We start from the raw sequence: 19686 nt of genomic DNA on the forward strand, positions 1-19686 counted from the left end.
TCTGACTCCTGCCCTGCCCTGAGCCACCTGTTCTCGAGAGGCACGTGATGAAGACAAGAGCTCTCCCCGCCCTGGCGCTGATATGCGCCATCGGCCTGGCCGCCACCGCGTGCAGCGATCCCACGGCCGGCGACTCGGGCACGGACGGGAAGCAGACGGCGGTGAACCCGACGGCCCGCCTGGACGGCGTGAAGCTGACCATGTGGACCGCGCAGAACACGGTCAACGCGCCCGAGCAGGTCGTCGAGGCCTTCGAGAAGGCCACCGGCGCCAAGGTGGAGACGCAGGCGATCCCGGACCTGTACGAGCAGAACGTGCCGACGAAGCTCGCCTCCGGCGACCGGCCGGACCTGATGTTCTGGCAGCCGTCGATCTCCACGCTGCCGTTCGTCCAGCCGCAGCAGAACCTCCTCCCCCTCGACTCGGAGCCCTGGGTCTCGAAGCTCGGCACCACCGAGAGGTCGCTCGGCGTCATCGACGGCAAGCGGTACGCGGCGATCGTCACCAGTCCGTCCATGCTCGGCGTCTACTACAACAAGGACGTCTTCAGGAAGGCCGGGCTGACCGAGAAGGACTTCCCGAAGTCGTACGACGAACTGCTGGCCCTCGGCGACACCGTCAAGGACAAGACCGACGCGGCCGCCTTCTACGAGGCCGGCGGCGACAAGTGGCCCCTGCAGTGGCAGATGCAGGTCCAGCTCACCGACCTCGACAAACAGTGGTGGGCCGGCCTGAACGAGAACAAGGAGAAGTGGACCGACCCGGTCGTCGTCGCCGCGATCAAGAAGTACAAGGAGAAGCTGCTCGACGCTGGACTCGCCCAGAAGAACTACCGCACCGGCACGTTCACCGGACAGGCCGACGCCCTGTGGAACGGCGAGGCGGGCATGGTCCTCAACGTCACCTCCTTCCAGACCCAGTTGCAGGCCAAGCACTCCACCGCCGAGATCGACCGGAAGATCGGCTGGTTCCCGATCGCCAACTCCTCGGCCACCGGCATGTACTCCCCCGACCAGACCAACGGCGTGGTCGCCTTCAAGACCGGCGACGAGAAGCGGCAGAACGCGGCCCGGCAGTTCCTCGCCTTCTGGCTCGGCCCCGACTACGCCGACTACATCAAGACGATGAAGATCCCGTCCGTCCAGCCGTCCGTACCGACGCCCGATGGGCTCCCGCAGACCTCGAAGGACCAGGTCGCCGCCCTGCCCAAGGCGATCGGGGTCTTCCAGGCCAAGGCGATCGTCGCCCCGGACACGCACCTCTACCTCGCCGACATGCTCTACGGCAAGAAGAGCCCGCAGCAGGTCGCCCAGGCGATCCAGGACCAGTTCGCGCAGGTGGCCAAGGCCCAGGGCGCGCCCGGTTTCCAGCCATGACGGACACGGTCGTATCCGCCGCGCGCAAGCGGCCATCCGCACCAGGGACGTCGAAGGGCGTGGGGCGACTCCCCCGCGCCGCCGTGCACCACCCGTGGTGGTTCGCGCTCCCCGCGATCGCCGTCTTCGCGGGCTTCTTCCTGGTGCCGAACCTGCTCAACTTCTACTACCCGTTCACCAACTGGTCCTCGTATCACGCGGACATCTCCTTCACCGGCCTCGACAACTTCACGACGATCGCCGACGACGGCTCCTTGCTGCGCGCGATCCGCACGACGCTGCTGTACGCGTTCCTGGCCGCGCTGTTCCAGAACGGTTTCGGGCTCGTGCTCGCGCTGCTGCTGGAGTCGGACACCCGCTTCAACCGGTTCTTCCGCGCGGTCTTCTTCCTCCCGGTGCTCATCTCGGCGCTCGCCACCGGCTACGTGTTCCAGGCCCTGCTCGACCAGGACGGCGCCGTCAACTCCGTGCTGGGCACGGACGTTCCGTGGCTGGGCTCGACGACGTGGACGCTGGTTGTGGTGACCCTCATCCACGGCTGGAAGTGGATGGGGCTGTCCATGCTGATCTATCTGGCCGGGCTCAAGGGCATCCCCGGCGACATGCTGGAGGCCGCGCGGATGGACGGCGCCGGGCCGTGGCGGACCTTCTGGTCGGTGCGCTGGCCGATGCTCGCACCGGCCGTCACCTTCAACGCCACCACCGCGCTGATCGGGTCGATGAACACCTTCGACATCGTGCAGGCCACGACGGGCGGCGGGCCCGCGGCCTCCACGGAGGTCTTCAACATCTACATGTTCCGCATCTTCGGACAGGGCCTGTACGCCCAGGCCTCCGCGATGAGCCTCGTCCTCTTCCTGGTCGTGGTCGCGGTCGCGATCCCGCTGGTCGTCGGCCTGCGGCGAAGGGAGCAGCTCCTGTGAACGCGGTGGTGTGGCGGTACGGCCGCCCGGCCCTCGTCCTGCTCCTCGCCGCCCTCGCCGTGGGCGTACCGCTGTGGCTGGTCCTCGTCACGTCCGCGAAGCCGCAGGCGGAGGCGATCACACCGAATCTGGACCTGCCGGTGCACTGGCAGCCAGGCGGCAACTACCAGGACGCCGTCGGCCAGGGCGAGATGCTGCGCGGCTTCGTCAACTCGCTGCTCGTGGTGGTGCCTTCGGTCGTCCTCGTGCTGCTCCTCGGGGCCGGCGCCGCCTGGGTCTTCGCCCGGCGCAAGTCGAAGCTGGTCTCGGCGGCGTACGCGCTGTGCATCAGCGGACTGCTGCTGCCGCCCGCCGTCATCACCATCGTCATGGAGCTGCGGCAGCTCGGGCTCGCGAACACCCGGCCCGGGATGATCGCCGTGTACACCGGGATGTACCTCTCCACGTCGATCTTCTTCATGACGGGCTTCATCCGCGCCATCCCCATGGAGTTGGAGGAGGCGGCCCGGATGGACGGGGCGGGGCCGGCGCGGATCTTCGCCCGGATCATCCTGCCGCTGCTCAGGCCGGTGATCGCCACCGCGACGATCATGGTGATGCTCTACGCCTGGAGTGACGTCTTCTACGCCTTCTTCGTCCTCGGCGGCGGCGAGCGGGCCACCCTCCCGCTCAACCTCTACAAGGTCGCCAGCGCCCAGCTCTACCTCAACAACTGGCATCTCGTCTTCGCGTACGTCGTGGTGATGAGCCTGCCGATGGTCGCCGTGTTCCTCGTCGGCCAGCGAAAGATCGTGTCCGGAATCACCAGTGGAGCCGTCAAATGACCGGAGGTCCAACAGCGTGATCACCCCCACCCGCACGAGATCCCGCATCAGAACCGCATTTGTCACCACCGCACTTGGAGTCGCCGCCATGGCAGGCACCCTCCCCACCTCAGCGCCGGCGGCAGCAGCCGACCCACAGCGCCTCTCCGTCGATCTCGCCGCCTCCGAGGGCCCGGTGATGCTCGGCGCCAACGGCGCGCTGTACGGGCTCGGCGACGACGGAGTCCCCAGCGACGCCGTGTTGGAGCCCCTGAAGATCACCAGCATCTCGCAGAAGCCGGAGGGCGGCGCCCAGCACCCCAACGGCGACGCGCTCACCGTCTCCAAGTCGTTCTTCCGCAACGGCGGCGGCGAGATCAACGTGATGATGCAGGACATCTACGCCAAGTGGCCGTACGAGAATCTCGGCATCGACGACTACCTCCCCAAGGTCGACAAGATCGCCAAGGAGGTGTCGGCGGACCCGAACAGTGACCGCTTCGTCTACATCCCGTTCAACGAACCGGACTTCATCTGGTACAGCCTCAACGGCTCCGACCAGGCCCAGTACGAGGTCGAGCGGGACCGGTTCTTCGAGCACTGGAAGACGGTGTACCACCGGATCCGCGCCATCGACCCGGACGCGACGATCGCCGGTCCCAACGAAACCGGCTTCTACCCTCGCTTCGTGAAGGACTTCCTCGCCTTCGCCAAGCGGGAGAACGTCCTGCCCCAGGTGTTCACCTGGCACGAACTGAGCTCCGGCTCGCTGCGCGACTTCCAGGGACACTACGACCAGTACCGTGCGCTGGAGCGCGAGGCGGGCATCGCCCCGCTGAAGATCAACATCGATGAGTACGCCAACCGCCGCGACCTGTCCGTGCCCGGGCAGCTCGTGCAGTGGGTCTCGATGTTCGAGCGGAACAAGGTGTACGCCAACCAGGCCTACTGGGACGCCGCCGGCAACATGGACGGCAATGTGGTGCGGTCGAACATCCCCAACGGCGGCTGGTGGTTCTTCCGTTGGTATGCGGGCCTGACCGGCGACACCGTCAAGGTGACCCCGCCGCAGCCCAACAGCATCGACACCCTCCAGGGTCTCGCCTCCCTCGACACCTCGCGCCGCCAGGCCCAGGTCCTGCTCGGCGGCTCGGCCGGCGACGCGGACGTCGTGGTGGAGAACGTCTCCCGCTCCGTCTTCGGCCGCACGGTCACCGCGACCGTCGCCGAGGCCGCCTGGTCCGGCTACGAAGGGCAGCACGCGACGCCCCGTGTCCTGGCCCGTACGAAGCTGAAGATCGCCGACGACGGCACTGTGAAGGTCCCGCTGCGCGGCCTGCACAAGATGTCCGCGTACCGGATCGTCCTCACCCCCGGCGGCTCCGGCAGCCCGTCCGCCGCGTCCGTCCCCTGGTCGGCGTCGTACGAGGCCGAGGACGCGGCCATCACCGACGGCAAGGTCTACACCCAGGGCACGGTGAACAACGCCAACGGCTACGCCGCCTCCGGCACGAAGGACGTCGGCTCCCTCAACACCGCCACCAGCAAGGTCGACTTCTCGGTGACGGTCCCGAGGGACGGGACGTACGACCTGGCGATCCTCTACGGCAACCAGTCGGGAGGACCGGCCACGCAGAGGCTGTCCGTCGACGGCAAGGACCCGGTCACGGTCAGCTACCCCTCCACCGAGAACTGGACCTACCGCGCCAAGAAGGACGTCACGGTCCGGCTGTCGGCGGGCACCCACGTGCTGACGCTGGCCAAGGGCGACAACGAGGTAACCCTCGACCGCGTCGACCTGACCACGCGCACCTCCCCGCCCTCCGCGTCGTACGAGGCCACACTGGCGGACGTCAGCGGCAAGCCGTCGTACGACTACTCCTCGTCGGCCGGTGTGGGCACGGGGGCCCTCGTCCTGCGCTCGGGTGACCAGGCGGTCTTCGACGTCTACGCCCCGCGCGACGGCTACTACACAGTGGTGCCGCGGGCCTCGGCGCCGGTGCGGCTCGCCCTGCACGGAGAGGCGGTACCGGCGGTGCCGGGCCGGCCGCTGCGGCTGTACCTGGTGGCGGGCAACAACCGCGTCGCGGTGACGGCCAAGCACGCCGCCGTACGCTCCCTCGACGTCACGGGCGACGGCTCCACCACCGGCACGCTCGCCTACGAGGGCGCCTCCGCCACCCTCCGGGGCGGCGCCCAGCTCGTCGACTCGGTCCACGCCTCCGCCGGGTCGTACATCGGAGAGCTCGGCAACAGTGCCGCCAGCACCGCCGAGTTCACGGTCGACGCGCCCAAGTCCGGCCGCTACGTGCTGGTCGTCCGCTACGCCCACAACGACCGCCGTGACAACGGCCACGCCTACAACACCGACATCATGTCCCGCACGGCGGACATCACGGTCGGGTCCGCCGCCCCGCGCAGAGTCACCTTCAAGAACACCTGGAGCTTGGACGACTACTGGACCGTCGGCGTCCCAGTCGACCTGAGGAAGGGCTCCAACAAGGTGACGTTCGGCAACGCGACCGCGTGGGCCCCCAACATCGACCGCATCGAACTGGGCCGCGTCGTCGGCTAGTCTCCCGATCCGACAACCGCCCGGACCGACCGGACATGCCGAGGCCTCGGTGCCCGTCCAGGGCCTGAGGCCTCCCGCAGAGGGTCAGCGGAGCCGCGGGGGTCCCGTGTCGACGCCGGTGTTCCCACGGCTGACCGTCCCGGCCGACGGCCGGGCCCCGTCGGGCCGCGGGGACGCGACGTGGCCGGGCGTGCGTCCGGCGGCGGCCTGCTGCAGGAGCTGGGCCGGAGCCGGGCCGCCGTCGGCGGTGACGGGGCGGAGCCCGGAGGCGGACATCCTGCGGCCCTGTCCGTGTGCCGCTCCGACGTCCTGCCCGGCGACTTCGTAGGTGGCCGGGGCTGGTTCGTTCCCGTCGTCGATCGTGATCTGCACCTTCACTGCCGTCTCCCTGGTTCAGCACCGCGTAGCGGCCCTCGAAGGTCATTGGAGCGTTGCCGATGTTGGTGAGGGTCAGCCAGTACGTGCCCAAGGACGCGGAACCACGTTCCACGCGCACGTCCCACTCGATCTGTGGCGCTCCCCGAACCGAACTTTTCTTCGACGCGATCCGGGCGAGGCCGTCCGGGTGACGTACGGCCCGGCTGGACTGCCCACGCCCGGAGGCTCCGGTCTCCAGGTCAGCCGTTCGCAGCCGGGCTCGGACGCCTGACCTGGCTGCCGGGGAACGCTGAGCGGGGCGGAGGCGTTTACGTCTGGGAGCGAGGTGGGCGGACCCGCCCCGCCGGGGACAGGAACGAGGACGAGAGATGAGCGACAAGGCCCGGAAGCTGTTCGAGGCGCTCGACCTCGACCAGAACGGGTTCCTGACCCGCGACGAGGTGATCATCGCCTTGCGCTCGAAGGGACCGTCTCTGGCCGCGTCGGGAGTTCTGCCGATCTGGGGTCTCGGGGACGTCGACGACTCCTCCGCGCTGTTCGACGCCGCCGACCAGAACGGGGACGCCGTACTGACCCTGGAGGAGTTCGCGGCGGTGGTGGACCGCCGCTTCGGCTGGCACTGACCGGATCGCCCGCCCGGGCGGGCGATCACCGTCCCGCCTGGTGGGGGTGGCCCGGCGGTGCGACGCTGGAGGAGAAGAGGTGTCGTCCGAGGAGGCCCCCCGGGAGGACCGATGGGACGGGACGTCCCGGCGCTGGTCTTCACCCGCGAGGACCGCCGCCGGTACCGGATCAAGATGCAGGAGTGCCTCGACGCCTTCGCACAGATGCTGCGCGAGGCACGGTTCGAGTCGGAGCGGCCTCAGGTCGGCCTGGAGATCGAACTGAACCTGGTCGACGACGCGGCCGAGCCGACGATGCGCAACATCGACGTGCTCGAGGCGATCGCCGACCCCGCCTGGTCCACCGAGCTGGGCCGGTTCAACCTCGAGATCAACGTTCCGCCCCGTCGGCTCACGGAGGGCGGCCCCGACGCGTGGGAGTCCGAGATCCGCGCCGCCCTGAACCACGCCGACCAACGCGCCAGGTCGGTCGGCGCGCGTCTGCTCATGATCGGCATCCTCCCCACCCTGCGGCAGGAGGACATCGGCGAGGCGGCACTGTCGGAGAATCCGCGCTACCGCCTGCTCAACGACCAGGTCTTCGCCGCGCGCGGCGAGGACCTGCGCATCGAGGTGGACGGCGTGGACCGGCTGCGGACCTACGCGGACACGATCACCCCGGAAGCCGCCTGCACCAGCACCCAGTTCCACCTCCAGGTCTCCCCCGAGGAGTTCCCCGCCTACTGGAACGCGGCGCAGGCCATCGCCGGTGTCCAGGTCGCGCTGGCGGCCAACGCGCCCTTCCTCTTCGGCAAGGAACTGTGGCACGAGACCCGTATCCCGCTCTTCGAGCAGGCGACCGACACCCGCCCGCAGGAGATCAAGGTGCAGGGTGTACGGCCCCGGGTGTGGTTCGGCGAGCGGTGGATCAACAGCGTCTTCGACCTCTTCGAGGAGAATCTGCGCTACTTCCCGGCGCTCCTGCCCCTCTGCGACGAGCAGGACCCCGTGGAGACGCTGGACCAGGGCGACATCCCCGAACTTGCCGAGCTCACCCTGCACAACGGCACCATCTACCGCTGGAACCGCCCGGTCTACGCCATCGCGCACGACAAACCGCACGTGAGAGTGGAGAACCGGGTACTGCCCGCCGGCCCGACCGTCGCCGACACCCTCGCCAACGGCGCCTTCTACTACGGCCTCACCCGAGCACTGGTCGAGGAGGACCGACCGGTGTGGTCCCGGATGTCCTTCTCCGCAGCCGAGGAGAACCTGCACACGGCGGCACGGCACGGCATCGAGGCACCGCTGTACTGGCCCGGGATGGGCGAGGTGCCGGTACCCGAACTCGTCCTACGCCGTCTGCTGCCGCTGGCGCACCGGGGGCTGGAGCTCTCCGGCATGGACGCGGCCTGGCGGGAGCCACTGCTCGGCATCATCGAGCAGCGGTGCGTCACCGGCCGCAACGGAGCGGTCTGGCAGAAGGAGATGTTCCACCACCTGGCGGCCTCCACCGGCGCCGGCCGCCATGAGGCCCTGCGGCGCACCACGCAGCTCTACATCGACTACATGCACCTCAACGCCCCCGTCCATACCTGGCCCGTCGACTGACAAGGCCACCCGGGGGTGTTCCGCGCGCCGTCGGGGGCATCCGCATGCCACGGCGTCGTATGCCACGGCGTCAAAAATCGATCCAGTCCAACCCAGGCCAATCAGTCCAACCAATCCAGTACAACCAATCCAGTCGGACCAATTCAGTCGAAGGGGCGGGCACCGTGCTGGCCATCGTTTCGGCAGTCCTGTTCTTCATCGCCTTCCTGATCAACGCGGCCGAGATCTCGACCAACGACACCTTCACCTCGACCAACATCATGCTGCTGGGCCTGCTGGTGCTGGCCCTCCACTTCGCGGGCGTCGGCAGCGGCTGGTCGGCCCGCGGCCGCAGGCGCTGACGCCTTCGTCCCCCGGCGTCACTGGCGCGCGGTCTCGCCGGGGGCAGAGGTCGGCGTGCCGAGGCGACGTGCCAGGAAGGGCTCCTGCGAGATGACGGCGCCGACGCTGATGCTGATGGCGACAGCCACACACACCACGATCAGCCAGGAGAGCAGCACGAAGATCGAACCCGCGGAGCCGTACTCGGACAGGGCCCGCTCGATGGCCCGTGGCATGTAGAAGTGCGCGGTCACCGACAGGACGGTGGCCGCGATCGCCGTGATGACAGCTCCTGGCAGCAGGGGGCCCCAGCGGACGATCCCGTTCAGCAGGAGGTGCTGCGTCCACCACCACACGGCCGTCTGCGTCACCAAGGTGACCGGCACACCCAGCCAGACACCCACACCGAACCCGTCGCGCAGTGGCTCCTGCATGACGAGCACCACCAGCCAGACGACGATCCACACCAGCCACCGCCAGGGAGCGAGGCTCGTCCCGGCCCGGGGTGTCTTCCACGCCCGTCTGCACAGCCGCTGCATCGCCCGGCTCACGGTGGTGGCCGACAGCAGCACCATCAGTCCGCCGACCAGCCCGGTGGCCTGTCGCAGATCGTCGGTCGGCGGCTGGAACGCCTGCTCCAACTGGTCTTTCGCTTTCCCGCTCAGGCCGAAGACGGCGCTCACCGACGCGAGGAGCTGCTCTTGCACGCCCGTCGGGGCGTAAGCGCCGATCACGAAGATCAACGGCACCGCTGTCAGGAAGCACTGGGCCGCGAGGCGGGTGGCGGAGTCGAAGATGTTCACCGACGCCATGCGGTCGACGAGTCGTGTGATCACTGGCAACCGGTGCTCCAGGCGGGCGTGGTACGCCTTCGCCGAGGCGGTCAGCCCACGAGCCCGGTCACGCCACCAGGACGCGCGCAGCACGGCGGGGCCCCGGCGACGCAAGCCGCCTTCGTGCCTCGCCTCGTCGGGCTCCATCGAGCTGCTCCTTCCCACGTCCAGGGTGCGCGAAGGCGCACGCCGGGGCATTTCGTGGTTCCGCCCGCCTTCACGGACGCCTGCCCTCGGGGGTCGGCCCCCGGTCAGGGGCAGGGTCAGGAGCAGGGCGATCACCGCGACGAAGCACACCAGCCGGCCCAGACGAAGCCGAGCCCCTCTGGTCTGTCTCGTGATCGGCCTGTGGCTGATTGGCAGAGCATCTACCAACTGGCCGGTCGATTGCCGCAGTTGGCTCACTTGGCCCCAGCTGGTTCAGCCGCCTCAGTGCACGATGGTGAAACTGCGCCACAGCCCCTCGGAGCGGACCACGCCGTCCGACGTCTGGGTGCTCAGATAGATGCTCTCCCCGCCCGGCGGCTCGGTGCAGTCGGCCGACTGGTAGAGGACGATGTCGTTCTGCGTGTGGTTGTCGACATGGGTCACCCCTTCGAGGAAGCGGTGGCACCCGTCGACGCCCGGGTTCGAGATCTTCTCGACGCGCTCGCTCACATGGCGCGCCTCGATAGTGCCCAGGGCCTGCTTCTCCGCGCAGCCCGTCAGTGCGGCACCGAGCAGGAGGATGCCGCTGAGGGCCATCGTCGACCGTGAAACGGACATCGGGCGGCCTCCTGTGCCACAGCCGGGCGCCGGTCGGTACGTCGTCCGAGCACCAATATCCGTCAGAATCGGCCGGCTCGCCCGGTGGGCGTCCATCGCGCCGACCGCGGAACCGCGACTTAGGATGACGGGTGTGTTCAGGTGAACAGCCGTTGAAAACGGGAGCATCCATGGATGACTCCCCACTCATCGAGAACCACGGCCCTCCTCGGTGATCTGCAGACCGCGGCACTGGTGACCACCGACGGAACCGTCGACTGGCTCGGCTTCCCGCGCTTCGACTCACCCAGCGTGTTCGGCGGACCAGGCGGGAGAGGGCCTGTGGGAGACCCGCGGCGGGCGTAAGCACTTCACCTACGGCCGTGTGATGTCCTGGGTGGCGTTCGACCGTGCCCTGCGACTCTCCGAGGCGAACGGGCGCCCGGCCGCGACCGCAAGCTGGCATGCCGCGCGGGACGACATCTACGACCAGGTCATGGCCAAGGGCTGGAGCGAGGGACGTCAGGCCTTCGTCCAGCACTACGGCAGTGACGTACTCGACTCGTCGCTGCTGCGCGTGGCGACGGTCGGGTTCGTCACCCCCAGGACCCGATGTGGTCGTCGACACTCGGCGCCATGGACCAGGAACTGGTCAGTGACAGCCTGGTCTACCGGTACAACCCCGAGGCCTCGCGGAACGTTCTCGCTGTGCACGTTCATGTACGTCGACGCCCTGGCACGCGCGGGTCGCCCCGACCGGGCCAGGCTGCTGTTCGAGAAGATGATGGGGGACGCCAACCATCTGGGCCTGTACTCGGAGGAGATCGACCCCACGGGCCGTCAACTGGGCAACTTCCCCCAGGCGTTCACCCATCTCGCCCTGATCGACGCGGCCATCACCCTGAACGCGGCGCTCGACCGGGATTGAGCCGGTATCAGGCTCAGCCGCTCGACCGCGCTTTCCCGTATCCGGCACGGGCCCCAGAAGCACATAAACGCTCGGGGACCGGGCGGCAGCTGGAGCGGCCCGCGGTCGGGTGGTGACCTGACATGCCTGCCGGGGTCACAGAACGGCTATGGGGTTCACCGGGGAGCCGGTCGCCGCGGGCAGCCGCAGGGGCGCGACCACGCAGAGGAAGTGCCAGCGGGCCCGACGTTCGCACTCCGGCACCAGGTCCTCGAAGTCCAGGTAGTCCATGAGGTGCAATCCCAGGGCGTTCACGGCCAGGACGTGCACGGGGAACGGGACCTCCGTCACCGCGCTGGGTGCCGTGTCGTTGTTGCCGTCCGACCCGAGGACGGCCACACCGCGCTCGGCCACGAAGCGCATCGCGGCCGGGTGCAGGCCCGCGCGGGCCCGTGCCGCGTCCCAGGCGCCGAGGCGCTGCCGCCGTCGACGGTGCCCGACGCGTACGAACAGCAGGTCGCCCGGTCCGACGGTGACGTCCTGCGCGGCCTCCGCGGCCTTCAGGTCGTCGACGGTCACGTGGTCGCCGGGTTCGAGCCAGGGCACGCCCCGCAGGCGGGGGATGTCGAGGAGGACGCCTCGACCGACGATGCCGTTGCGTACCAGGTCCAGGGTGAGCGTGCCGGCACCGCGCGGGGTCACCGTGCTCGCCGGTGCGCCGCCGTACAGTTCCCCGTCGAACACCACGTGGCACAGGGCGTCGAGATGACTGTCGGCGTCCCCGTGCACGTACATGGCGAACCGGTCGCGGGCGAACTGCTCTCCGTGGACGTCGAGTTGCCCGTGCTCCGGTGCGATCATCCGATGGGACGCGGGCTGTGGGTCGTCGGGGCCGGGGCGGGTCTCGATCGGGGCGGCCAACGACACGGTGCGTCCGTGTCGCACCTTGGCGGTGGCGGCCACGACACGCTCGGGCGTGATCAGGCTCAGCGTTCCGCGCTCGGGATGTCCGCCGTCCGCAGCCTGGTTGCGGAGGCGGCGGTACAGGGACCGGAAGTCCGCCTCGGACATGGGCGCCTGTGCTGTAGGGGACCGCTTGGCATCATTCGTCACGTGGGCTCCTCGGCCGAGGCCGGGCTCTCGTACCAGTGTCGTTCTCGCCCCGCCTCCGCGCATCGCGGGCCTCCCTCACCACGGTGCGGGCGGTCGGCTCTCCGGCGGCGCCGGATGGCCGGACGGCGGCAGCTGGACCGTCACCAAGGCCGTCACGGCCGCCAGGATCACCACGGGGATCATCGCTGCGCTGCCCAGCACCAGGACGATCAGCACCACGCTGCTGACCGGCAGCCGTAGCGCGACCGTCGACGCAGCGCCCAGTAACAGCGCGAGAAAAGTGGGACCACCTCGTAGGGAGCCAAGACACAGCGCGTACGCGGCTCTCTTCCGTCCCGGCCCGGTCTTCCCGCCTCGGCCTTCCCACCTCAGCCGAGCACGCGACGCTTCTGGGCCTCGAACTCCTCGTCGGTGAGTACGTGCTGCGCCTTGAGGTCGGCCAGCTGCTTCAACTGATCGATCTTGTCTGTCATGTCGTCGGCGACCGGCTGATCTGCGGCCGGAGCGGCGGCGACGACGTCCTGTTGCTGCACCGCCTGCCGTTCGTAGTCCTGCTGGGCCCATCGGCCCGCCTGCCGTCGCGACACCCGGTTCGACACCGAGGTGGCCGTGCCCGCGATCACTGCGGTGCGGGCTACACCGCGAAGGAGTCCTGGCATGTTCGCTCATCTCCCCATCAGGCGCCGTGGGCGCAGCGAAGGACGAGACGGGACGGGCAGTCCCTCCCGCCATTGCACCACCCGACCGAATGCTCCGCACGTCCGGCAGTCGGAGCAGCAGAGGCACCGGGCTCATCAGCGGCGTGTCGGCCACCGGCAGCCGGTGGACGTCCGAGGCGGGACAAGGGTCCATGGCCTCTACACGTCGCGCCGAGCGCTCAACCTCGGGGCCCGGGCTTCGTCCGAAACACGTGTGTTCGATATCGGGAGTCGCTTCGTTGACCCCGTCGTCGCCACGACAGGAACCCAAGTCCACGACGGAGGTCCGCAGTGACCGCAGCAGATGCCCACGACGAACAGGTGGAATCAGCCCCAGCCCCAGCCCCGGTCCCTCCCCCACCACCCGCCGAGATCACGTACAGGGGGGAATACTCCGTCAACCCGCTCGGCGCAGCTTCCTTCCGTAAACTCTGTGCCCAGGTACCGAGGGTGCTGCGGCGCATCATCGGCATGTCCTGGCGGATCGACCGCCGAGCGGTCGTCCTCCTCCTGGCCTGCCCGGTAATCACCGGCGTCGCGGCAGCGGTGCTGCTGGCTGCGACCGCCCGCGCGATGCGCCCGATCCTCGGCGACGGCACCCCCACCGAGCGACTGCACGAGGCCCTGCCGGCCCTTCTGGTGGTCGGTGTCGCCGCCGGGCTGAGCCGCGTCGCCACCACCGTGGCCGGCTACGCCGAGCGGCGCATCACCCCGCGCCTCACCACCGAGACCGACACCGCGCTCGTGGCGGCGGTGTGCCGGGTCGAGGCGTCGGCGTACGCCGTCGACGGGTTCTCCGACCGGCAGGAAGCCGCGGAGATGGGGGTGGTCCGTACGCATGTGATGGTCACCGACGCCCACCGGTTCCTGTCGGCTCTGGTCAGGATGGTCACGGCGGCCGGAGCGCTGTCCGTGCTCAACCCGCTGATGCTGCCCCTGCTCCTGCTCGCCGTGCTCCCGGCCGGCGCGGGCGCCGTCCTCACCGCGCGGGTGGACTACGAGATCCACTACGCGAACATCGCCGACCGCAACGTCCGCGGCATGATGCGCTGGTGGTCCACCACGCCCAAGTACGGCGACGAGGTCCGCGCCAACTCGATGACCGACTACCTGCTGTTCTGGTACCGGTCGCTGTCCGACCGCTGCGACCGGCGCACCCTGGCCGCGGCACCGCGGACCCTGCGGATCGGTCTGGTCTCCTCGCTGGCCGCCGGGGTGTTCCTCATGGCGACCTGGAGCGCGCTGGCCTGGCTGGCGGCGACCGGCCGGATCGCGCTCGCCCTCGCCGCGACCGCGGTCGTCGCCGTGCAGACCACCCTGGCCGCGCTCTCCCAGGTCATCATCAACGGCGCCGCCCTCTTCCACACCAGCCTCTACCTCACCGACATGCAGGCGTTCCTCGACGACGCCGAGGCACGGGCGCCACGGCGCGGCCCGCTCGCGGTGAGCGCGCCGGTGGCCGACATCCGCCTGGAGGAGGTGGTCTACCAGTACCCGGGCAAGGACACGCCCGCCGTCGACGGTGTCTCCCTCACCCTGCGCCGCGGGGAGATCCTCGCCATCGTCGGCGTCAACGGATCGGGCAAGTCGACGCTGACCCGTCTGATCACCGGGGTCTACCTCGCCGACAAGGGCCGGGTCAGCTGGAACGGCGTGAATCTCGCCGAGGCCGACCCGGCCACGGTCTGGGGGCAGACCGGGCTGGTCCCGCAGATCTTCGCCCAGTGGCCGTTGCGGGTACGGGAGAACGTCACGCTGGGGCAGCCCCGCACCCGGGACGACCGGCCCGTGTGGGAGGCGGTCGACGCCGTCGGCATGCGCGAGGCCGTCGAGGGCCTGTCCGCCGGCCTCGACACCCTCCTCGCCCGAGAGGTGTTCGGCGGTGCGGAACTGTCGGGCGGGCAGTGGCAGCGTCTGGCCTGCTCCCGGGCCCTCTACCGCCGGCCGTCCCTGCTGATCCTCGACGAGCCCACCTCCCAGATGGACCCCCGCGGCGAGCACCAGATCTTCGAGCGGATCAAGGCCATCGCCGCCGACCGCATCACGATCGTCGTCACCCACCGCCTGGAGAACACGAAGGTCGCCGACCACATCGTGGTCCTGGAGCAGGGCCGCATCACCGAACAGGGCCGATACGACGACCTGGTCCACGCGGGAGGCACGTTCGCCGAGCTCCTGGAACTCTCGCAGGATCGCTAGGGCAGGCCCCCAGGGACTCCAGGATCCGCGAGTCGATGCGCAATGCCGGCTGAGGACCGGGCCGACTCCCGTTGGCTGGAGATGGCCCGCACGGTGTTGAAGGGACACGAGAAGTCCTCCCGACCGGTGCGGAATCTGGTCCTGGCCGAGATTGAGGCTCACTCTCGGGTGGATCGGGCGCAACATTTCGGCCCAGGGCGCGGCTCGGTCGCCAGGCGTGTCCTGGGCGCGCCCGGTGCGAGGTGGCACAGCGTGGAGCGTGATCGGCGCGCCGGACGTTCAGAAGGAGCGGGCCAAGACAGTTCGGCAGCAGTGATTAGCAAATCCGCAGCTTCCTCACCAATGACTACGAGCAGTAGCGGTCAGTTGGACGGCACTTCTGTCGGTCTGCGGGTCGCCGGTTCGACGCGATGGTTCGGCGGTGGCTACGAGCAGGGCGGCGTCGTCGTCGACCCGGTCGGGGGTGTTCAGCAGTTCCAGGGCCCGTTCGGTGATCTGCTGGGGGTCGGGGCGGGCGGCGGCGGGCAGCGCGTCGCAGGTCTGGCGCAGGGCCGCCAGGCCGTCGTCCAGGGACAGCGCCCGGTTCTCCACCAGGCCGTCGGTGTACAGCAGCAGGCTGCTGCCGGGCGGGAACGCCACCTCACGGTCGACCGGGGTGCTGCCGAGTCCCAGCGGCAGCGCCGGGGGCAGTTCCAGGTAGGCGGTGTCGGCGGCTACCAGCAGGGGCGGCAGGTGCCCGCTGGCGGCGTAGCGCAGGCGGTGGCGGTGGGGGTCGTACACCGCGTACAGGCAGGTGGCGAAGCGATCGGTGGCGAGCGAGTGCAGGTAGACGTCCAGCCTGGCCAGCACCTGGGCCGGGCCGGCGCCCTCCAGGGCGAGGCTGTGCAGGGCGGAGCGGAGTTGGCCCATCAGAATGGCGGCTTCCACGTCGTGGCCCATGACGTCGCCGATGGCCAGCCCCACGGCGCCGTCGGGCAGGGCGAGAACGTCGTACCAGTCGCCGCCGACCTCAGCGCCGCGGTTGCTGGCCCGGTAGTGGGTGGCCAGGCGCACTCCGGGCACCTGGGGCAGGCGGTGGGGCAGCAGGGCGCGCTGCAGGGTCAGGGCGAGGCGGCGCTCGTTGTGGTACCGGGTGGCGTTGTCGTAGGCCAGGGCCAGGCGGTGGGCGAGGTTCTCCAGATACTTGTGTTCGACCGCGGAATAGCCGCCCGTGTGCCGGACCAGTACCAGGGCCCCCAGCGTCTGGTCGTGGGCGTGCAGCGGCAGGGCCAGCACGGCGGCGGGCGCCGGGTGCGGGCCGACTGGGGCTGGGGCGGTGCCGTTGATCGCGTGGGTGGCGGCGGAGGCCAGGGCCTCGCGGGCAAGAAGGGGGGCGCCTGCGATGTATGGCGGGGGCGACTGCGCCGGGGCGGGTGTCGCAGGGATGAGGTGGATGCTGATCTGGTCGGCGAAGTCGGGCAGCAGGATCTGACCGGCAGTCTGCAGTATCTGGTCCGGGTCGAGGGTGGCGGACAGCCGCAGGCCCGCGTCGGCCAGGGAGGCCAGCACGGCCAGCTGGTTGCGGGTCTCGGTCAGGACCTGTTCGCGCAGCCGGGACAGTTCCAACCCGGTGCGGACACGCGCCAGCAGCTGGCGCGCGGAGAAGGGTTTGGCCAGGTAGTCGTCGGCGCCGGCGTGCCGGCCCTGCACGGATTCCTCCTCGCCGGCGCGGGCGGTGAGCAAGACGATGGGCAGGCGGGCGGTGCGCGGGTCGGCGCGCAGCGCCCGGACCAGCTCGAAGCCGTCCATGCGGGGCATCATCACGTCGCTGAGCACCAGCTCCACCGGCTGCGCCAGGGCCATCTCCAGGGCGGCCCGGCCGTCGGCGGCGAGCAGCACGTCGTAGTCGGGCTGCAGGAGCTGGGTGAGGTAGGCGCGCATGTCGGCGTTGTCGTCGACGACCAGCAGGCGGGCCCGGTGGGGGCGGTCGGTTTCGTGGGGGCCGGGGCCGTGGGGGGCATCGTGCGTCGCGGGGGCGTACGGGGCGCGTGCCGCGGAGGTGGCCGCGGCGGGGACGGGGTCGGCCGCCAGCCAGCCCAGCGCCTCGTCCACATAGGCCGCGGCGCGGCCGGGCCGGCCGCCTCCGCCTTCCTTGGGCGTTTCCCCGGGGGATCCGGCGCCGGCCGCGGGCGGGGCCGGGCGGGGCTGCTGGGCGGTGGCGAAGGGGAGGTCCACGGTGACGGTGGTGCCCTGGCCGAGGCGGCTGTCCACGCCGACGGTGCCGCCGTGCGCTTCCACCAGGTCCTTGACCAGTACCAGGCCGAGGCCGCTGCCCTCGTGGGAGCGGGAGCGGGCGCCGCGGACCCTGTGGAAGCGCTCGAACAGTCGCGGCAGCTCGTCCGCGGGGATGCCGGTGCCGGTGTCGGTCACGGTCAGCCTGGCCCGGTCGCCGGCCGCGGCCACCTGCACCTGGGCGCCGCCGGTGAAGGTGAACTTCAGGGCGTTGCTGAGCAGGTTGAGGATGATCTTCTCCCACATCTCCCGGTCCAGGGGCACCGGCTTGGGCAGCGGCGGGCAGTCCACCTCCAGCGTCAGCCCGGCCGCCTCGAACGCGGACCGGAACACCCCGGCCAGCTCGGCCGTGGCACCGGCGAGGTCGACCGGCTCGAGGGCCGGGCGCGTCTGCCCGGCCTCGGCCCGGGCGACGTCCAGGAGGGTGTTGACCTGCTTCAGCAGGCGCAGGGCGCCGCGCTCGGCCAGCTCCAGCTGCTCGCGCCGCTCGGGCCGGTCCTCGTCGGCCAGGGCCTGCTGGAGCGGGCCCAGGAGCAGGGTGAGCGGGGTGCGGAACTCGTGGCTGACGTTGGCGAAGAAGGTGGTCTTGGCTCGGTCGAGCTCGGCCAGCGCCTCCGCCCGCCTGCGCTGCTCTTCGTGCGCGAGCGCGGCCGACAGCGCCCCGGCCACAGCTGAGGCGAGCACCTCCAGGAAGTCGTGGTAGGCCCCGGCCGGGGGGAAGCAGGGGTTGACGCCTACCACCAGCACGCCCTCCACCTGGCCCGCGCAGTGCAGCGGAAGGGCCAGCGCCTGCTCGACCGGGAGCCGGGAGGCCGCGGCGTGCTGCCCGGCCAAGCTGCCGCCGGTGAACGCGGCGGCCGGCAGCGTGGCCGGGGCACCGTCGGCGACCACCTGAGCCAGCCGGGCCGCCGTCTCCGACCCGTCGGCCGCACTCAGCGAGACGGTCTCGGGCGCCGACCGGAGCCCGGTGGAGGCCGCCGGCCGCTGCATCCCTGGCCCGGAGGCCAGGTACAGGCCCAGAAACGGGATCTCGTCGGGGTAGGAGCCCGCCACCTCGGCGACCACGCGGGCGACCTCGCCCGGAGTGGGCAGCCCGGCCGTGCGCGTGCCGGTCTCGCTCAGCAGGCGCAGCCGGCGCTCGCCCAGTACCCGGCCGGTGGTCTCGGTGAGGATCTGCAGCACGCCGCCGGCGGTGCCGTCATCCAGCAGCACGGGCTGGAAGGCGGAGTCGAAGTAGCACTGCTCCAAAAAGCCGTGGCGCTCCATGATGAGCAGCTCATCCGGGACCAGCAGGGGCTTGCGGGTGTCGGTCACATAGTGGAAGTGGGAGCTCACGGGGTGGGCCCAGACCTCGGGGAACACTTCCTTGTAGGGCCTGCCGAGCGCCCAGGGGTGTTTGGCGCCGACAATGGGTGTGGAGCCCAGGTTGTACAGCGTGGCGAATTCAGCCCCCCAGTACAGAGCCATCTGATGCTCAGAGGTGAGCATCAGGCGCAGGGTGTCCACCAGGGGCCCCGGCCAGGAGACGGGGGGCCCGAGCGGCGTCGCCGCCCAGTCGATCCCTGCCAGAAGCTCGCCGAACGCGCCGCCCTCGGCGAACACCCGGGCCGCCGCGGTGCGCGGGTCATCGGGCCGGGTCATCGAGAAATCTTCCTCCTGGCGCCTGTGTGATCCGCCCGCGCCTCCCGAGGCTGCCGACGGCCACTCGCTGCGGACCTCCCGGGCAGATCGGATGCCGGATCCGACAGCCTTGACGGCACTTCTGCCCGAATTGCCCATTTAAAACAACTAAAAGGCTGTTTGCCCAGCAGTGTACGCCTGCAACCGCACGCCGACGGCGATGATCGTCGACTCGCAGTCCCTGCGGGCGGCCGACGCGGTCGGCGCCGACGGACAAGGCCGTGACCGCGCGAAGAAGGCGGCGGGCCGCAAAGGGCACGTGGCCGTGGACTGCCTGGGCTTACGCCACGGGCTTCGTCGTCCAGCCCAACGCTCACCGGCGAAGCCACCCCGACCTGGCGTGACCCGACCCCGTGGGACCAGAGATCTCTGACCACGGCGCGGTCTTCGGCCACGCCGATCCAGACGCACTCAACTCGCCGGTGGGCCGGGCCACTGCATCCGCACCACCCTGGCGACAACGCACCGTGACCACAGCACACACCACTGAATGCGCACGGCCAAGCGGCCCAACCAGTGCGCATGAAGCCCGGATTCCGGCGTTTCCGCAGGAACCAGTGCGTACGAAGTCGCGGATTCCACAGGGCCGGTCGCCGGGGCGGAGGAGGAGGCCGGGGAAGCGGGCCGGGGCAACGCCACGGCCCGCAGTTGC

The 19686-nt window shown here is 70.2% G+C and carries 15 protein-coding genes and 2 pseudogenes; 10 read left to right on the plus strand and 7 right to left on the minus strand.

All coding sequences use genetic code 11. From position 1 onward, the window contains the following. The first annotated feature begins 47 nt into the window (after positions 1-47). From AC067M_RS32650 to AC067M_RS32665, 4 genes are all read left to right on the plus strand, one after another. Positions 48-1376 (plus strand): ABC transporter substrate-binding protein, encoded by a 1329-nt coding sequence (locus AC067M_RS32650; RefSeq protein WP_478700652.1) that lies wholly within the window; start codon positions 48-50, stop codon positions 1374-1376. After that, a complete protein-coding gene (locus AC067M_RS32655; RefSeq protein WP_478700653.1) occupies positions 1373-2299 on the plus strand; it encodes a carbohydrate ABC transporter permease in 927 nt (308 codons plus the stop codon). The genes AC067M_RS32650 and AC067M_RS32655 overlap by 4 nt, the downstream gene beginning before the upstream one ends. Continuing rightward, the gene (locus tag AC067M_RS32660) at positions 2296-3123 is read left to right on the plus strand and encodes a carbohydrate ABC transporter permease (RefSeq protein ID WP_478700654.1); all 828 of its coding nucleotides are present in this window, start codon (positions 2296-2298) and stop codon (positions 3121-3123) included. Before AC067M_RS32655 ends, AC067M_RS32660 begins: the two co-directional genes overlap by 4 nt. Positions 3124-3211: 88 nt before the next feature. Continuing rightward, positions 3212-5677 (plus strand): CBM35 domain-containing protein, encoded by a 2466-nt coding sequence (locus AC067M_RS32665; protein ID WP_478700655.1) that lies wholly within the window; start codon positions 3212-3214, stop codon positions 5675-5677. An 84-nt stretch (positions 5678-5761) separates the two neighbouring features. Here AC067M_RS32665 and AC067M_RS32670 read toward each other — a convergent pair whose 3' ends face one another. Next, a complete protein-coding gene (locus tag AC067M_RS32670; protein ID WP_478700656.1) occupies positions 5762-6055 on the minus strand; it encodes a hypothetical protein in 294 nt (97 codons plus the stop codon). Between the two features lie 368 nt (positions 6056-6423). Between AC067M_RS32670 and AC067M_RS32675 the strand changes: the two genes are divergently transcribed. The 3 genes from AC067M_RS32675 (at position 6424) to AC067M_RS32685 (ending at position 8609) form a co-directional block, all read left to right on the plus strand. Then, the gene (locus AC067M_RS32675) at positions 6424-6678 is read left to right on the plus strand and encodes an EF-hand domain-containing protein (RefSeq protein ID WP_478700657.1); all 255 of its coding nucleotides are present in this window, start codon (positions 6424-6426) and stop codon (positions 6676-6678) included. Positions 6679-6789: 111 nt separating this feature from the next. Further along, complete coding sequence (locus AC067M_RS32680) at positions 6790-8268, plus strand: glutamate-cysteine ligase family protein (RefSeq protein WP_478700658.1); 1479 nt, start codon at positions 6790-6792, stop codon at positions 8266-8268. 164 nt (positions 8269-8432) lie between these two features. Then, positions 8433-8609, plus strand: a complete 177-nt coding sequence (locus AC067M_RS32685) for a hypothetical protein (protein WP_478700659.1) — start codon at positions 8433-8435, stop codon at positions 8607-8609. An 18-nt stretch (positions 8610-8627) separates the two neighbouring features. On the opposite strand, the gene AC067M_RS32690 is transcribed toward AC067M_RS32685, so the two are convergent. Together AC067M_RS32690 and AC067M_RS32695 are read right to left on the minus strand one after the other, a co-directional pair. Beyond that, the gene (locus tag AC067M_RS32690; RefSeq protein WP_478700660.1) at positions 8628-9569 is read right to left on the minus strand and encodes a YhjD/YihY/BrkB family envelope integrity protein; all 942 of its coding nucleotides are present in this window, start codon (positions 9567-9569) and stop codon (positions 8628-8630) included. Between the two features lie 282 nt (positions 9570-9851). Then, positions 9852-10187 carry a hypothetical protein gene (locus AC067M_RS32695; protein ID WP_478700661.1) on the minus strand — a complete coding sequence of 112 codons (336 nt, stop codon included), beginning with the start codon at positions 10185-10187 and terminating at the stop codon, positions 9852-9854. Between the two features lie 174 nt (positions 10188-10361). Between AC067M_RS32695 and AC067M_RS32700 the strand changes: the two are divergent. Further along, positions 10362-10490: pseudogene (locus tag AC067M_RS32700) on the plus strand (trehalase-like domain-containing protein); the annotation flags it as partial. After that, positions 10489-11094, plus strand: a pseudogene (locus tag AC067M_RS32705) (glycoside hydrolase family 15 protein); the annotation flags it as partial. The pseudogenes AC067M_RS32700 and AC067M_RS32705, both read left to right, overlap by 2 nt. A gap of 135 nt (positions 11095-11229) precedes the next feature. Here AC067M_RS32705 and AC067M_RS32710 read toward each other — a convergent pair. The 3 genes from AC067M_RS32710 to AC067M_RS32720 form a co-directional block, all read right to left on the minus strand. Continuing rightward, positions 11230-12144 carry a cyclase family protein gene (locus AC067M_RS32710; RefSeq protein ID WP_478700700.1) on the minus strand — a complete coding sequence of 305 codons (915 nt, stop codon included), beginning with the start codon at positions 12142-12144 and terminating at the stop codon, positions 11230-11232. A 117-nt stretch (positions 12145-12261) separates the two neighbouring features. Beyond that, the gene (locus AC067M_RS32715) at positions 12262-12405 is read right to left on the minus strand and encodes a hypothetical protein (protein WP_478700662.1); all 144 of its coding nucleotides are present in this window, start codon (positions 12403-12405) and stop codon (positions 12262-12264) included. A gap of 149 nt (positions 12406-12554) precedes the next feature. Further along, positions 12555-12845 carry an SHOCT domain-containing protein gene (locus tag AC067M_RS32720; protein WP_478700663.1) on the minus strand — a complete coding sequence of 97 codons (291 nt, stop codon included), beginning with the start codon at positions 12843-12845 and terminating at the stop codon, positions 12555-12557. A 330-nt stretch (positions 12846-13175) separates the two neighbouring features. Here AC067M_RS32720 and AC067M_RS32725 point away from each other — a divergent pair, with 330 nt between their 5' ends. Continuing rightward, a complete protein-coding gene (locus tag AC067M_RS32725; protein ID WP_478700664.1) occupies positions 13176-15083 on the plus strand; it encodes an ATP-binding cassette domain-containing protein in 1908 nt (635 codons plus the stop codon). A gap of 336 nt (positions 15084-15419) precedes the next feature. Here AC067M_RS32725 and AC067M_RS32730 read toward each other — a convergent pair whose 3' ends face one another. Beyond that, the gene (locus tag AC067M_RS32730; RefSeq protein ID WP_478700665.1) at positions 15420-18995 is read right to left on the minus strand and encodes a SpoIIE family protein phosphatase; all 3576 of its coding nucleotides are present in this window, start codon (positions 18993-18995) and stop codon (positions 15420-15422) included. Between the last annotated feature and the right edge of the window lie 691 nt (positions 18996-19686).

The sequence above is a fragment of the Streptomyces sp. NPDC043427 genome (assembly GCF_056436655.1).

What these genes read in the sequence shown, in the direction of transcription:
- AC067M_RS32650 (WP_478700652.1), top strand. Translation starts at nt 48, where the DNA reads ATGAAGACAAGAGCTCTCCCCGCCCTGGCGCTGATATGCGCCATCGGC.
- AC067M_RS32655 (WP_478700653.1), top strand. Translation starts at nt 1,373, where the DNA reads ATGACGGACACGGTCGTATCCGCCGCGCGCAAGCGGCCATCCGCACCA.
- AC067M_RS32665 (WP_478700655.1), top strand. Translation starts at nt 3,212, where the DNA reads ATGGCAGGCACCCTCCCCACCTCAGCGCCGGCGGCAGCAGCCGACCCA.
- AC067M_RS32675 (WP_478700657.1), top strand. Translation starts at nt 6,424, where the DNA reads ATGAGCGACAAGGCCCGGAAGCTGTTCGAGGCGCTCGACCTCGACCAG.
- AC067M_RS32680 (WP_478700658.1), top strand. Translation starts at nt 6,790, where the DNA reads ATGGGACGGGACGTCCCGGCGCTGGTCTTCACCCGCGAGGACCGCCGC.
- AC067M_RS32690 (WP_478700660.1), bottom strand. Translation starts at nt 9,569, where the DNA reads ATGGAGCCCGACGAGGCGAGGCACGAAGGCGGCTTGCGTCGCCGGGGC.
- AC067M_RS32695 (WP_478700661.1), bottom strand. Translation starts at nt 10,187, where the DNA reads ATGTCCGTTTCACGGTCGACGATGGCCCTCAGCGGCATCCTCCTGCTC.
- AC067M_RS32710 (WP_478700700.1), bottom strand. Translation starts at nt 12,144, where the DNA reads ATGTCCGAGGCGGACTTCCGGTCCCTGTACCGCCGCCTCCGCAACCAG.
- AC067M_RS32720 (WP_478700663.1), bottom strand. Translation starts at nt 12,845, where the DNA reads ATGCCAGGACTCCTTCGCGGTGTAGCCCGCACCGCAGTGATCGCGGGC.
- AC067M_RS32730 (WP_478700665.1), bottom strand. Translation starts at nt 18,995, where the DNA reads ATGACCCGGCCCGATGACCCGCGCACCGCGGCGGCCCGGGTGTTCGCC.